The organism is Streptomyces netropsis, assembly GCF_014203545.1.
Classification (GTDB): Bacteria; Actinomycetota; Actinomycetes; order Streptomycetales; family Streptomycetaceae; genus Streptomyces; species Streptomyces netropsis.
In genome coordinates this window covers 271,633-284,021 of the sequence record NZ_JACHJG010000008.1, presented here as the reverse complement: position 1 = coordinate 284,021, position 12,389 = coordinate 271,633, and the positions used below count along the sequence as shown (strand labels likewise).

16 protein-coding genes are annotated in these 12,389 nt (G+C 69.7%); 10 read left to right on the top strand and 6 right to left on the bottom strand.

All coding sequences use genetic code 11. The annotated features are described in order from the left end of the window. Nucleotides 1-47: 47 nt before the first annotated feature. Together FHS38_RS20805 and FHS38_RS20800 are read right to left on the bottom strand one after the other, a co-directional pair. The gene (locus FHS38_RS20805) at nucleotides 48-602 is read right to left on the bottom strand and encodes a hypothetical protein (RefSeq protein ID WP_184735514.1); all 555 of its coding nucleotides are present in this window, start codon (nucleotides 600-602) and stop codon (nucleotides 48-50) included. 563 nt (nucleotides 603-1,165) lie between these two features. After that, on the bottom strand, nucleotides 1,166-1,543 hold the full coding sequence (locus tag FHS38_RS20800; protein ID WP_184735512.1) for a hypothetical protein: 378 nt from the start codon (nucleotides 1,541-1,543) through the stop codon (nucleotides 1,166-1,168). Nucleotides 1,544-2,032: 489 nt separating this feature from the next. On the opposite strand from FHS38_RS20800, the gene FHS38_RS20795 reads away from it, so the two are divergent. Continuing rightward, on the top strand, nucleotides 2,033-2,395 hold the full coding sequence (locus tag FHS38_RS20795; protein WP_184735510.1) for a cupin domain-containing protein: 363 nt from the start codon (nucleotides 2,033-2,035) through the stop codon (nucleotides 2,393-2,395). A gap of 66 nt (nucleotides 2,396-2,461) precedes the next feature. On the opposite strand, the gene FHS38_RS20790 is transcribed toward FHS38_RS20795, so the two are convergent. Genes FHS38_RS20790 through cynR form a run of 3 tightly spaced genes read right to left on the bottom strand, consistent with a single transcriptional unit; the run spans nucleotide 2,462 to nucleotide 5,180 of the window. Then, nucleotides 2,462-3,109 (bottom strand): hypothetical protein, encoded by a 648-nt coding sequence (locus FHS38_RS20790; protein WP_184735508.1) that lies wholly within the window; start codon nucleotides 3,107-3,109, stop codon nucleotides 2,462-2,464. Between the two features lie 41 nt (nucleotides 3,110-3,150). Next, nucleotides 3,151-4,224, bottom strand: coding sequence for a DNA polymerase III subunit beta family protein (locus FHS38_RS20785; RefSeq protein ID WP_184735506.1), 1,074 nt, complete (start codon nucleotides 4,222-4,224; stop codon nucleotides 3,151-3,153). 50 nt (nucleotides 4,225-4,274) lie between these two features. Then, on the bottom strand, nucleotides 4,275-5,180 hold the full coding sequence (gene cynR / locus FHS38_RS20780; RefSeq protein ID WP_184735504.1) for a transcriptional regulator CynR: 906 nt from the start codon (nucleotides 5,178-5,180) through the stop codon (nucleotides 4,275-4,277). Between the two features lie 124 nt (nucleotides 5,181-5,304). Between cynR and FHS38_RS20775 the strand changes: the two genes are divergently transcribed. From FHS38_RS20775 to FHS38_RS20760, 4 genes are all read left to right on the top strand, one after another. Continuing rightward, nucleotides 5,305-5,907 (top strand): carbonic anhydrase, encoded by a 603-nt coding sequence (locus FHS38_RS20775; protein WP_184735503.1) that lies wholly within the window; start codon nucleotides 5,305-5,307, stop codon nucleotides 5,905-5,907. A 125-nt stretch (nucleotides 5,908-6,032) separates the two neighbouring features. After that, on the top strand, nucleotides 6,033-6,503 hold the full coding sequence (gene cynS, locus FHS38_RS20770) for a cyanase (RefSeq protein ID WP_184735501.1): 471 nt from the start codon (nucleotides 6,033-6,035) through the stop codon (nucleotides 6,501-6,503). Between the two features lie 80 nt (nucleotides 6,504-6,583). Next, nucleotides 6,584-7,081 carry a nucleoside deaminase gene (locus FHS38_RS20765; RefSeq protein WP_184735499.1) on the top strand — a complete coding sequence of 166 codons (498 nt, stop codon included), beginning with the start codon at nucleotides 6,584-6,586 and terminating at the stop codon, nucleotides 7,079-7,081. Between the two features lie 53 nt (nucleotides 7,082-7,134). Further along, nucleotides 7,135-7,605, top strand: a complete 471-nt coding sequence (locus tag FHS38_RS20760) for a GNAT family N-acetyltransferase (RefSeq protein WP_184735498.1) — start codon at nucleotides 7,135-7,137, stop codon at nucleotides 7,603-7,605. Nucleotides 7,606-7,690: 85 nt separating this feature from the next. On the opposite strand, the gene FHS38_RS20755 is transcribed toward FHS38_RS20760, so the two are convergent. After that, nucleotides 7,691-9,196 (bottom strand): alpha/beta fold hydrolase, encoded by a 1,506-nt coding sequence (locus FHS38_RS20755; RefSeq protein WP_184735496.1) that lies wholly within the window; start codon nucleotides 9,194-9,196, stop codon nucleotides 7,691-7,693. Between the two features lie 112 nt (nucleotides 9,197-9,308). On the opposite strand from FHS38_RS20755, the gene FHS38_RS20750 reads away from it, so the two are divergent. The 5 genes from FHS38_RS20750 to FHS38_RS20730 all read left to right on the top strand — a co-directional run bounded on the left by FHS38_RS20750 (nucleotide 9,309) and on the right by FHS38_RS20730 (nucleotide 12,380). After that, on the top strand, nucleotides 9,309-10,229 hold the full coding sequence (locus FHS38_RS20750) for a helix-turn-helix domain-containing protein (RefSeq protein ID WP_184735678.1): 921 nt from the start codon (nucleotides 9,309-9,311) through the stop codon (nucleotides 10,227-10,229). A gap of 102 nt (nucleotides 10,230-10,331) precedes the next feature. Next, entirely contained in the window at nucleotides 10,332-10,655 is a 324-nt protein-coding gene (locus FHS38_RS20745; RefSeq protein WP_184735494.1) for a hypothetical protein, read from the top strand. Nucleotides 10,656-10,674: 19 nt separating this feature from the next. Further along, nucleotides 10,675-11,490 (top strand): glutaminyl-peptide cyclotransferase, encoded by an 816-nt coding sequence (locus FHS38_RS20740; protein ID WP_184735676.1) that lies wholly within the window; start codon nucleotides 10,675-10,677, stop codon nucleotides 11,488-11,490. 273 nt (nucleotides 11,491-11,763) lie between these two features. Next, entirely contained in the window at nucleotides 11,764-12,003 is a 240-nt protein-coding gene (locus FHS38_RS20735; RefSeq protein ID WP_184735493.1) for a hypothetical protein, read from the top strand. Continuing rightward, nucleotides 12,003-12,380, top strand: coding sequence for a fic family toxin-antitoxin system, toxin component (locus FHS38_RS20730; protein ID WP_184735491.1), 378 nt, complete (start codon nucleotides 12,003-12,005; stop codon nucleotides 12,378-12,380). The genes FHS38_RS20735 and FHS38_RS20730 overlap by 1 nt, the downstream gene beginning before the upstream one ends. The last annotated feature ends 9 nt before the right edge of the window (nucleotides 12,381-12,389 follow it).

Sequence of the window (12,389 nt, the reverse complement as noted above, 5' to 3'; positions counted from 1 at the left end):
CAGGCACGCGAGAAGTCAGGTGCGTCAGACGTCAAGTGCGTTCGACGTCAGGCGCGTACGGTGTACCACGCGCCGAGGCCGCTGCACCCGGTCGCGTTGTAGGTGGTGCTGCGGTAGCCGGCCGGGATGGGCGAGCCCGGGCAGGTCCAGATGCCGTTGCGGACCAGCTGGTGGTACCAGGCGCCGATGCCGCTGCAGCCGTTGCGGTCGTACATGGTGGTCACGTACCCGGAGACGATGGGCGAGCCGGAGCAGGTCCAGATGCCGTCACGGGCCAGCTGGTGGTACCAGGCACCGATGCCGCTGCAGCCGTTGCGGTCGTACATGCTGATGACGTACCCGGAGACGATCGGCGAGCCGGAGCAGGTCCAGATCCCATCGCGGGCGGGCTGCTGGAACCAGGCACCTGCGCCCTTGCAGCCGTTGCGGTCGTACATGGTGATGACGTACCCGGCCGGAACGGGCGCCCCGGAGCAGGACCACCCGCCCGCGGCGGCCTTGGACTCGCCGGCCGCAACCGCGGCTGTGCCGGTCGTGGCGGCGGCTGTGCCGGTGGCGGCGCCGGTGAGGACGGCCGCGATCAGTGCGACTGCTCCCACCATCGCGGAGATCCGTCTTCGGACGGCCGCGATCGCCGTACGGTTGCCCCACAGCTGACGTAATTGGCTGTTCAATTCACACCAGTCCTATCGACATGCTCACTGGATATCTCTCGATGGCCGCGAACACCTGTCGGCACAGCAGGGATGGGCCCTTACTCGGCCTCTCCGAGGGAATGCGGGATTCTTACTCATGAGTAAACGGAGGTCGGAGTATCGGAACGGGAATGCGTGACGGAGCGGAGAAAATAATTCCGGTTCGATGGCGAGGCTGCTGTGCACGGTGAGCGGGCTGCGCGTTCACCGGCATCTTGTCGCGTATCCGTCAGCTGGGCAAGAGGCGACCGCGGGGGAGATCGCCATCGAACCGTTGCCGCGGGGCGGGAGGTCAGGCGCGGTGCGGACGCCGGACTGCGGCGGTGGCCGGCCTCTGGCCGGTGGCCTGCCGTGGAGGGAGCAGGGGCCCGCCTTTTTGTGTCCACGGGCGCGGCTTTCCCCCGTCGCCAGGGCAATCGGGTATGTGAAAGGGCCCGCGATTTCACCGCGGGCCATTTCGTGATCCGCTATCAGGAACGGCGACGCCGGGAGGCCCGGCGAATCAGGAAGATCACCAGCACGATCAGCGCCACGACGAAGAGGACGCCGAGGATCAGGACCACCAGCAGGGCAGCACCCAGCTTACGGAAGAAGCCCTTCTTCTTTTTCTTTTTCTTCTTGTCCTTGTCCTTGTCCTTGGCCAGCTTCTTGTGATCGGCCGTCTTGTGGTGCGTCGAGGAGACGGATCCGTGCAGCGATGCTGTGGTGCCCACCGCGCCGGCGGTCACCGGACGGGCGTCCGTGCTGCTGAGGGGGGAGTGGTGCCCGATTTCGGCCGGGGTGTGCACGCCGGCGGCCGATGCGGGCGTTGCCAGCAGGGCGGCGCCCAGCGTAAGGGCGATGAGCATGGAAACCCTACGGGCCAGGCGTCGTCGTCGCCTTCCCTGGTGTGGCTGATCGCTCTTCATTCGTGTGCCCCCTGTAACGGTGCTCTCGTGGTTCGGTGCGCCTCGCCTTCGCGGGGCGCACCCATTATTGACACACCAGAGGCGTGCCCGGTTCCGGGCTGTTGATGCGCGGTATTGATGCCGAGCCGAGGCCTCTTGAGGCATTCGTACGAAAGCGAATGGATTGGATAACGAGCCGACTTGAGGATTTAGGCCGCGGACAACTGATCAAAAATCACCTTTGATGTGCAGGGGACACAGTGGAGTACACCGACACCACTTTTGTCGGCCGATCGCCTGCTGGAGCGGGATCGCCAACGACGCGCTCATTACGTACATACGAGCCGAATTCGACGACGCCGACGACGCCGACCACGCCGTCACGCTGAAGGCGGCGGGTGGACGGGCCCGGCACACGAGCGGTGGGTTGCCGCTGCTACCTTCCGTGCGATGGACGACAGCGTGTATGTGGGCAACGCGGGGCGGGACGCGGCGCTGGACCGAGGATGGCTGCTCGGACACTTCAAGGACACCGCGGACCCCCGGCACAGCGAGGACGTCGAGATCAAGTGGGGTGTTCATCCGCGGGGCGACAAACGCACACGATGGGTGAACGGCGAGGAACGTACCGCCCTGCTGGTCCTCATCAGCGGCCGCTTCCGCGTGGAACTTCCCGGGCGCAGTGTGCTGTTGGTGCGGCAGGGCGACTACGTCGTCTGGGGCAGGGGTGTCGACCACTCCTGGTGTGCCGAGGAGGAATCCGTCGTGCTGACGGTCCGCTGGCCGTCCGTCCCGGGCTACCGGGCCGAATGAGCGGACCCCGGCCGATGAACGAAAAGGGGCTGCCCGCCGGCCGTCGTGAGCGTGACCGCGGGCGTCCTAGGCGGCGGACCGGAGGGTGATCGCGTGGCCGAGAGCGGCTTGCTCCGGTTCGGGGAGGCGGCGCTCGGCGTGGAGCATGCGCAGGGCGGTGGTGATGCGTTCCTCGTCCTCGGGCCGGCCGAGCCCGCCCAGGTAGGCGGGGAGCAGCAGACTCAGCGATTCGAGGTCGGCGCGTTCGCAGAACCGCATCAGGAGGCCCCGAATCGGGTCTTCCTGCGCTGCCCCCGCCGCAGCCGTGACCCGCAGCCCTCTGGCAATGCGGAGACGGAGCCACTCTCCGTACTGGCCCGCCGGAACGTCGGCCAGGCCTTCGGCCGCGGACTCGAAGTGCTCACGGGCCTTTTCGGGCTGTCCGAGGTCCAGATGGGCGCGGCCCATGTTGGCATGGAGCGAGGCGTAGAAGCCGCGGACGCGGTCGTCGCCGACCCGGTCGGCGCGGGTCAGGCATTCCTGGTTCCAGCGCAGCGTCTCCTGCGGCGTCGGTTGGTGCCGGGCGACGTAATGCGCGGCGACGCAGGCGCCGTAGTCGTTCTCCGCGGCTTCCCACGCTCGCAGGAACAGATCGCGTGCGTCGGCCTCCCGGCCTTCGGCCTCGGCGCTCATGCCCTGTGCGCACAGTCGCACGACAGCGTTGTGGGGGTCCATCTCGGCTCCTCGGGGATCGGGTGTGAGGTGTCGGGGGCAGGTCAGACGTGGGCGTCGAGACCGATCGGCATGACCAAGGTGGTGAAGGTGCCCTGGTCCGCGGAACGCACCACGACCGGTTGCGTCACGGCGGAGATCTCGAGCAGGACGTCCGGTCCGACACCGGCTTCCAGGGCCGGCGCCAGGACGGCGGGGTCGAAGCCGATCCGGAACGGCAGGGCCTCCTGGCGGACGGCAGGCAGAACCGTCGCGCCGGAGTGATCAGGGCGTGAGACGACGATCTCGTCCTCGCCGAGACGCAGGGCGATGCCTGGCGTCTCGCCGCAGTCATTGACCGCTTCGAGCAGGGCCAGCCGGTCCACGATCGCCCGGCTTTCGGGGGGAGCCAGGTCCGACAACATGTCGCGGTAGGCGGGGAACCGGCCGTCCACCACGGGAAGCGTGCGGGACTCGGACGTGCCGTGTGCGCTGACCCCTTCCGGCCCGACCTCGATGGTCACCTCGGAGGAACGCGCGGCCCACGCCCCGGTCCCGATCAGGGCAGCCGCATCCACCAGGAATCGGCAGGACGGCCCCTCCACCGCTGCCGCTTTCAGGGTGCGCATCGAGAAGCGATAGCGATCGGTGGCCACCAGCCGGACCTCGCAGTCATCGACCTCGACGAGGACACACCCGAGCACAGGGTGTTGCTCGTCGCGGCCGACGGCCGGCGCCACCTGGCGGACAGCACTGGCCAGCTCGACGCCGCCGAGTCGCACCCGGGTGGGGGCCCCTGGTCCGGCGAGGTCGCGCAGCACCTCCGCGATCGTGGCGACAGCGGCGTGTGTCTGGTCCCGCACCCTGTCGCGGTGCCGCTCCAGCACGGCGCGGGCCTCTTCGCCGGGCCCGTCGAGTACCGCGGCGACATCGGCCAGCGGCAGGTCCGCCTCCCGCAGACTCCGCAACAGACGGGCACGGTTTTCCTGGTCCGGGCGGTAATAGCGGTAGCCGGTCGCCCCATCGACGTACGCGGGCCGCAGAACGCGGCAGTCGTCGTAGAAGCGCAGAGCGCTCGGGGCGAGACCGACCCGTCGTGCGAAGGCGCTGATGCTCAACATTTCCGTGGTGCTGTCCATGACCACGATGATCGACGTTCATCCAGCTTGAAGGTCAACTCACGGTGCCTTCAGGCGGGGGTGTAGCCGCGGGCGTGTACATGGTCCTGCGTGAGCTGGGTGAAGGCCCGGGCGGCAGCGCTTTGGTAGGCGCTTTCGCGGCGCAGAAGGGTGACGGTACGTGCGGGGAGGGCGGGTTCGAGGGGGACGGGGGTGAGGCGGGCGTGGTCGTGGGTGATGGCGTCGGGCAGGACCGTGGCGAGGGTGGTGCGCTGGACGATTTCGGTCAGGGCCTGGATGGAGTTGGCCTCCACCACGATGCGCGGCGTGACGTGGTGGGTCGCGAAGTAGGCGTCGATGTGCCCGCGGGTGGCGAAGTCGCCGCTGAGCAGGGCGAGATGGCGGCCGGAGAGGTCCCGTACCGGCAGTGGATCCCGCCCGTCGGTGCCGGACCGTCGGGTGCCGGTGACGAGGCCGAGAGTCTCGGTGAACAGCGCGGTTGCCGTGATGCCGGGCAAGTGGGAGCCGTGGAACGCGATGCCGAGGTCCAGTTCGTCGGCCAGCAGGCCCGCCTCCATGCGGTCCTGGGGCAGCTCCTTGAGGTCCAGGGTGATGCCGGGATGACGGGCGTGCAGCTCAGCGGCGAGGGGGCCGATGAGGTAGGCGGTGAAGGTGGGGGTGAAGGCCAGACGGAGATGGCCGCGGGAGAGGTCGGCCACGTCCACCACGGCACGCTCGGCGGCGGCGAGGTCGCGCAGGGCGCGGCGGGCGTAGTGCACATACGTTTCGCCGACGTCCGTGAGGCGGACGGTACGGCCGGTGCGGTCGAGAAGCTGGGCGCCGACGGTGCGCTCGAGCTGTTTGATCTGTTGGGAAAGCGTGGGCTGGGAGATGTGCAGGTCCTCGGCGGCACGGGTGAAGTTGGCGTGCTCGGCGACGGCGAGCAGATAGCGCAGGTGACGGAGTTCCAGAGCCATGACCACAACTATAGATGTCATCGATGACTGTCATGTGTATTGGGTATTGGACGCTATAGGAGCAGGTCATGCATGGTGGATCTCGTCAGCCCCACGGGGCAGACAGCCACCGAAGGGAGTGACCATGCAAGACCTCACCGAGGGTGTCGCGCGGTTCCAGCGGGACATCTACCCGGCCAAGGCGGAGCTCTTCGCCCACCTGGCCGCGACGCACCGGCCGACGACGCTGTTCATCAGCTGCTCCGACGCCCGTGTGGTGCCGGAGCTGCTCACCCAGAGCGAGCCGGGAGAGCTCTTCGTCATCCGCACCGCCGGAAACCTCGTCCCCGCCTACACCCCCGGCTCGGACGGGGTGGCGGCCAGCATCGAATACGCCGTGGCCGTCCTGGGCGTGCGCGACATCGTGGTGTGCGGGCACTCCGCCTGCGGCGCGATGACCGCCCTCGCCGAGAACCACGACCTGAGCGGTGCGCCCGCGATCGCCGACTGGCTGCGCCACGCGGACGCCTCCCGGGCCCGTGCCACCGCCGAAACCGGCGCGCGGAAGGTGGACGCCCTGGTGCGCGAGAACGTGCTCGCCCAGCTGGCGAACCTGGCCACCCACCCCTCGGTGGCCCGCGCCCTGGCGGAGCACACGGTCACCCTGCACGGCTGGGTCTACGACATCCCCACCGGCTCGGTCGAGGACGTCGCCGCCCCCGGTCGTCAGGCTGCCCGCGCAGCCTGACCCAGGCCCCCCATCCCGATCCCCTGGAGCCCTCCCGACGGCCCGGGATCACCCCTCTCCACCCCAGAACCTGCCGTTCCCTCTTTCTCCTCGGGAGCGGCACACCCCGAAAGGAAACCCTTCTCATGGTGCACGCCCAGTTCGACCCCACCGCCCGTCAGGCCCTCGCCGTCAAGGCCGTCGAGTCCAAGGTGCGCAAGGACCTTTCCTGGCAGCAGATCGCCGACGCCGCGGGCCTGTCGGTCGCCTTCGTCACCGCCGCCGTGCTCGGCCAGCACCCCCTGCCGGAGACCTCGGCCAAGGCCGTCGCCGAGCTCCTGGACCTGGACGACGACGCGGCGATGCTGCTGCAGACCATCCCGACGCGCGGTTCCATCCCCGGCGCCGTTCCGACCGACCCGACCATCTACCGCTTCTACGAGATGCTGCAGGTCTACGGCACCACGCTCAAGGCCCTGGTCCACGAGCAGTTCGGCGACGGCATCATCAGCGCGATCAACTTCAAGCTGGACGTGAAGAAGGTCGCCGACCCCGAGGGCGGCGAGCGCGCGGTGATCACCCTGGACGGCAAGTACCTGCCGACCAAGCCCTTCTGATCCGGCTGATCCGACAGACCCCCCGGGGCGGGCCCGTGGCGACGAGGCCGCCGGCCCGCCCCCGCCCGGAAGGAACCCTCATGAACTTCGCACAGCGCACGATCGACATCGCCCGCCGCAACGTCGAAGAGGGCGGCCGCCCGTTCGCGACCGTCATCGTCAAGGACGGGAAGATCCTGGCCGAGAGCCCCAACCTGGTCGCCCAGACCGACGACCCGACCGCCCACGCCGAAATCCTCGCTATCCGCGAGGCCTGCGTGAAGCTGGGCACCGAGCACCTGACCGGCACCACCATCTACGTGCTCGCCCACCCCTGCCCGATGTGCCTGGGGTCGCTGTACTACTGCTCCCCGGACGAGGTCGTCTTCCTCACCACCCGCGACGCCTACGAGCCGCACTACGTGGACGACCGCAAGTACTTCGAGCTCGACACCTTCTACGGCGAGTTCACCAAGGACCACACCGAGCGGCGCCTGCCCATGCGCCACGAGGCCCACGACGCCGCGGTCGAGGTGTACAAGTTCTGGCAGGAGCGCAACGGCGGCGAGCGCCGCGTGGCCGGTGCCCCCACCGCTTGAGGGGACGGCCGGCTCCTCATAAATCACTTGATCAGGCGTCATAGGGTTCCCGTATGACGACCGCACTCCGCCTGGAGAAGATCACTGCCGACAACTTCGACGCGGCGATCGGACTCACGGTCCGCCCCGACCAGGAGCACCTGGTCGCGCCTGTCCTGAAGTCCCTCGCCGAGGCGTACGTGCACCCCGATACTGCCTGGCCTCGCCTCATCCTCGACGGCGACAGGCCCGTCGGCTTCCTCATGGCCTTCCTCGACATCGACTTCGCCGGCGACGGTACGGGCACCGACATCCGATCGGGCCTGTGGCGCCTCAACATCGCGGCCGGGGAACAGGGGCGTGGCTACGGCCGCTTCGCGGTCGAGTCCGTGGCCGCTGAGATCCGCCGCCGTGGCGGCACCCGCCTCACCGCCACCTGGCACCCGGGCGAGGACGGGCCCGAAGGCTTCTACCTGGGGCTCGGTTTCAGGACGACAGGGGAGATGAGCGGGGACCAGACGGTGGGGGAGCTGGAGTTGGGCTAGACACCGGCACCCGCCCCCGCCATAGCCATGTGGGCCGGTTCCACCCGGACCGGGCGGCCCCGGGGCCGCCCAGTCCGGCGACGCCTCAGTTCCGCAGGTGCCCCAGCACGGATCGCACCGCGCGCTCCACGGCCTCGCGCGCCTGCTCGGTGTGGTCGACCGTCTCGAACCCGTGGTGACCGAGCGGTACGTCGATCACCTCGACATCGGCTTCGCACTCCTTGGCCGCGGTCAGGAACTCCTCGACCGTCATCGCGATCCCCGCATTCTCCAGGCCCACCCGCGTCAGCACGATCGGCAATCGCCCGGCGGCACGCACCGCGGCCGCAGGACGGAACCGGGGATGGGCCAGCCCCCAGTTCGGCGGCGGCGCGAGAATCGGATACGTCGCCGCCACACACCGCAACCACGGCGGGGGTGCCGCGAGCCAGTCCGCCGACAGCAGCCCGCCGCTGGAGAAGTACCACAGCGCGACGCGTTCCCCGTCGACGCGCGGATCAGCTCGTACGAGCTCGACCGCTTCGGCGACGTCCTCGGCGGCACGTTCGAAATCGGCGAGATCGTGCAGCCGGTGGTCCAGCGTCACCCCGACCGCCCCCAGACTCGCCACGTACCGGCCGTAGCCGACATAGGTCGGCCAGTCGCGCGGCGTCGGCCGCACGCCGGCCGGAACCGGGCCGCCATGGACGAACACCACCGCCGGACGAGGCCGGTCGGCATCCGGCAGGTAGAGGTCGACCCGCCCCACCCGCTCGCGGGGCCGCTCCGGTACCTCCATGAGGAAACGGCGAAGGTGCGCGGGATGTCCGCTCGGCGCGGCCAGTCGGTGCCCTTCCCCCGCGGCGGCGCGGAGCAGCACCTCGGCCAGTTCGTCGGGGGTGGACAGCATCGGCCAGTGTCCGGTGTCGAGTTCGAAGAAGCTCACCTGCGGGTCGATGAGCGCTTGGAAGCGGGGGTCCCCCAATCCCACCAGCGACTCGACCATGGCGATGCCCGAACCATTGTCGGTGCACAGGACGCCGGTCATCGGCAGCCCGGAAACCGCCTCCGACAGCCGGAGCGGCTGGGTGAGCGTGCCCAGCGGCTGCGGTGCGGCACGACGGACCAGCCGTTCCAGCGCGTCCGCGGGTATGCCGGCGGTGCTGCCCCAGCGCTGCCACTCGTCGAGGGACGGCGGGGCGATCAACCCGTCGTCCTCGGTCTGCTCCGCCCGGTGCAGCAGCCGGTCACGGACCGCCCGGTCGGGCACCAGCTCAAGGGCCGGATCGCCGTCCCGGGGCATGCCCGCGTCCAGGTAGACGATCCGGGCGATCCGCTCCGGGCGCCGGTCGGCGGCGCCGAGCACCGGGTGGATGCCGTAACAGTGGCCGACGATCACCACCTCCGGCGCATCCACATGGTCGATCAACCGCACCAGATCCTGGATATGCGTCTCCAGGTCCGTCTCGGGTCCCGCCGGATGGCGGCGGTCACCCATGCCGGTGAGCGTCACCGGATGCACCTCGGCCCCCGACTCCCGCAGCCGAGCCGCCACTTCCCGCCATACCCAGCCGCCGGTGTAGGCGCCGGACACCAGGATGAATGCCGTCATGAACATCTCCTCGTACGCGTTGGCCCGCACGGCCGGCCGACCAGGCCGTCCGCGCTCACCGGTACGGTAAGAACTCCAGTTGGGGGAGGTTCAAGTCGTGTCGTCCGACAGCATGCGGAGCGCCGACCGCACGTGGAGCATCGGAGAGCTCGCCGAGCACGCGGGCGTCACCGTCAAGACCGTCCGCTTCTACTCGGACCGGGGTCTGCTGCCGGAAGCCGGCCGCAGCGCCGGGGGTCACCGGCGGTACGGGCCCGAGGCGCTCGACCGGCTGCGCCTGATCCGTTCCCTGCGCACCCTCGACCTCCCCGTCCCGGAAGTGGGCCGGATCCTCGACCAAGAGGACACGCTGGAGGACGCCATCGCCGGGCAGCTGCGGGAGATCGGCTCACGGATGGCCGCCCTGCGCTGGCGGGAGGCCGCCCTCCAACTGCTCCGGGACTGCGCCCCCGAGGAACGCGTCGATCGGTTGCGCCTGATCGGGGCGATGACCACACCGCCCAGCACGGCCCCGCTGGCGCGCTTCTGGCGGCGGTGGCTGCCCCCGCGGCTCCCGGCCCGGCTGGTCTCCGCCATCGTCGAACAGGCGGTTCCGCAACCGCCGGCGGACCCGACCCCTCCCCAGGTGCTGGCCTTCGCCCGGTTGCACGCCTTCGTCTCCGGCGACTGCCGCGGCACCGATCAGGGACAGCCCGCGGCGCACCGGTCCGGCAAGGGCTACCGCCCGGCCGTGCTCTACGACGGTCTCGTCGAGGCGTTCGCGTTGGCTTCGCCGGAGCTGCGGGCACAGCGGGCACCGCACCAGGGCGAGGCGCTTGACTGCTTCGTCTCCGCCTATGCCCACGCCTGTGGTGCGCGCGACACTCCTGCCTTCCGCCAGGGGCTCAGCGGCCAGCTCGCCGCGGACCCCCGTATCGACGGCTACTGGCGACTCGTCGCCGAGGTGTCGGGCCCGTCGGAACCGACCCCCGGCGCCGCACACGACTGGCTCCGCACCGCCCTCGACACCCAGACCACCCGTCCGGCCGCCTGAACCGGGACCCACAGAACGCCTTGCGGTGCTGCCGCAACTGGAGAAGGCGGCGCGGACGCCGGGACGCGGGCGTCGAAGATCCTGGTGGAGGAGCTGGATCGCGTGGCCGAGCACGACGCGGACCTGGATGTGGCCGCGTTGTGGGCCGCGGTGGAGGAGGCCGTGCTGCGGGCCGCGGTGGAGGAGGCCGTGCTGCGGGCGGCGGTGTCCGGCGCGGTGGTGGTGATCTGGCGCCAGGGGCTACCGCCGTGGCGATCAGGTGAGGCAGGGGGTCTCCGCGTGTCCAGCCACACCTCGAGACGTTTTCCGTTCGGCATTCACGAATCACATCCGCGCTGCCGTTTCCTTCGCGTATGCAGCAGCAACACGGCGGCGGCCCACAGGACCGGAGAACACCATGCGTACTCAAGGGTTCAAGCGGCGTAGGTCCTCCCTCCTCACCATCATGGGGTTGGGCATCGTGCTGCTGTTGGCCTCCGCCTCTGCCGACCATGGCCGCATGCCGATCCGCGGACGGACGATGGCAACCGCGCCCGGCAATGCCGCCGGCCCTCGGATCCAGTCACTGCGGGCGGTGGTGCGCGACACGCTTCCCCACGATCCCCGAGCGTTCACCCAAGGTCTGGAGTTCCGCGGCGCCACCCTCTACGAGAGCACGGGGGTGGTCGGCCAGTCCTCCCTGCGCGCCGGACCCCCCGGCAAGCCGTCCACCCGGTACGTCGAACTGCCGGCGCCATTGTTCGGCGAGGGCATCACGCTGTCCGGTGCCAAGCTGTGGCAGCTCACCTGGCGTAACGGCATCGCGATCGAGCGCGACCCCACCACGCTCGCGGAGCGTCGCCGAGTCAGCTACCGGGGCGAAGGCTGGGGTCTGTGCCACCAGCGCGTCGCCGGGCGGGAACGGCTGGTGATGAGCGACGGCACCGACCGGCTCACCTTCCGTGACCCCGACACGTTCACGGCGACGGGCGGCGTCAACGTGCGCCAGGACGGCGCGCCCGCGACTGGGCTCAACGAACTGGAGTGCACGTCCGACGGCTTCGTCTACGCCAACGTGTACGCGACGGACACGATCCTGCGCATCGACCCGCACACCGGTACCGTCACTGCGCACATCGACGCAGCCGGACTCCTGACCGCATCCGAAAGCCGCGGAGCCCAACGACTGAACGGCATCGCCGCCGTACCGGGAACCGACGGTTTTCTGATCACCGGCAAACTCTGGCCCCACATGTTCCAAGTCACCTTTGTCCCCAGATGAGCCGTCCCGGCTACTCGCCCGATCGCCAGCTGGCTCCCACACGGACAGCTGGCTCCCACACGGACGGCGGGCTTTCGATGACAGGCCCCGCGGGAGCCTGTCGATCAGGCCCCGGACTCCTGCTGACCCCGCGGGCCAAGTAGCCGTGCGTTGTCCCGCGGCCCCGTCGACCAGGCCGCTGCGTCGATGCCCGGTACGCAAGGGTCTGCGGCTGGTCAGTGAGATCCGCGAATCCGCCCCTCCGGGGGTGGTAACAGCTGTTACCGTACGAGGATGGCGAAGACACAACTCGGAGCGCGGGTCGATGAAGAGGTCGCGGAACTGGCCCGTCGGCGGGCAGCGGACCGCAACCTGTCTCTCGGCGACTATCTGGCGCAGCTGGTGATGGAGGACGCGAGCGGGATCCGTGAGCGTGCCATGGCCGCGGCCGCGCGGTTCATCGAGGATCACGGTGCTGTTTTCGACGAGGCCGAAGAGGCCCAGCAAGCCGGGCCAGGGACGCGCGCCGCCTGATGGAGCTGCATATCGATGTGGCCTGGATCCTGCAGGTCGCCCAGATCGCCGGCGTCCGGGACCCCTCACCCGACGATTACGGAGTGCCGGTTGCCGCATGCGCCCGCCACCAGGCCGAGCTTCTCGACCGCCCCGTCTATGACGGCCCTTACGCTCGCGCTGCCGCCCTGATCCACACGCTGGGCCGTTGCCGCTGGCTGGAGCGCTCGAACCTCACCGTCGCCGCGGCCAGTGGCGTGATGTACCTCGAAGCCTCCGGCATCTCCGTCAAACCCACCCATACCGACGCTGCCGCCCTTCGCGACCTGCTCCTCAACCCCAACTGCACCGCACCCCAGATCGCAACGCTCCTGCGCTCCTGGCCCACCGCGAGCTGACACCCCCAC

What these genes read in the sequence shown, in the direction of transcription:
- FHS38_RS20740 (WP_184735676.1), top strand. Translation starts at nt 10,675, where the DNA reads ATGGGGTTGGGCATCGTGCTGCTGTTGGCCTCCGCCTCTGCCGACCAT.
- FHS38_RS20755 (WP_184735496.1), bottom strand. Translation starts at nt 9,196, where the DNA reads ATGACGGCATTCATCCTGGTGTCCGGCGCCTACACCGGCGGCTGGGTA.
- FHS38_RS20730 (WP_184735491.1), top strand. Translation starts at nt 12,003, where the DNA reads ATGGAGCTGCATATCGATGTGGCCTGGATCCTGCAGGTCGCCCAGATC.
- FHS38_RS20775 (WP_184735503.1), top strand. Translation starts at nt 5,305, where the DNA reads ATGCAAGACCTCACCGAGGGTGTCGCGCGGTTCCAGCGGGACATCTAC.
- FHS38_RS20735 (WP_184735493.1), top strand. Translation starts at nt 11,764, where the DNA reads ATGGCGAAGACACAACTCGGAGCGCGGGTCGATGAAGAGGTCGCGGAA.
- FHS38_RS20790 (WP_184735508.1), bottom strand. Translation starts at nt 3,109, where the DNA reads ATGGACCCCCACAACGCTGTCGTGCGACTGTGCGCACAGGGCATGAGC.
- cynR (WP_184735504.1), bottom strand. Translation starts at nt 5,180, where the DNA reads ATGGCTCTGGAACTCCGTCACCTGCGCTATCTGCTCGCCGTCGCCGAG.
- FHS38_RS20805 (WP_184735514.1), bottom strand. Translation starts at nt 602, where the DNA reads ATGGTGGGAGCAGTCGCACTGATCGCGGCCGTCCTCACCGGCGCCGCC.
- FHS38_RS20750 (WP_184735678.1), top strand. Translation starts at nt 9,309, where the DNA reads ATGCGGAGCGCCGACCGCACGTGGAGCATCGGAGAGCTCGCCGAGCAC.
- FHS38_RS20800 (WP_184735512.1), bottom strand. Translation starts at nt 1,543, where the DNA reads ATGCTCATCGCCCTTACGCTGGGCGCCGCCCTGCTGGCAACGCCCGCA.
- FHS38_RS20795 (WP_184735510.1), top strand. Translation starts at nt 2,033, where the DNA reads ATGGACGACAGCGTGTATGTGGGCAACGCGGGGCGGGACGCGGCGCTG.
- cynS (WP_184735501.1), top strand. Translation starts at nt 6,033, where the DNA reads ATGGTGCACGCCCAGTTCGACCCCACCGCCCGTCAGGCCCTCGCCGTC.
- FHS38_RS20760 (WP_184735498.1), top strand. Translation starts at nt 7,135, where the DNA reads ATGACGACCGCACTCCGCCTGGAGAAGATCACTGCCGACAACTTCGAC.
- FHS38_RS20765 (WP_184735499.1), top strand. Translation starts at nt 6,584, where the DNA reads ATGAACTTCGCACAGCGCACGATCGACATCGCCCGCCGCAACGTCGAA.
- FHS38_RS20785 (WP_184735506.1), bottom strand. Translation starts at nt 4,224, where the DNA reads ATGGACAGCACCACGGAAATGTTGAGCATCAGCGCCTTCGCACGACGG.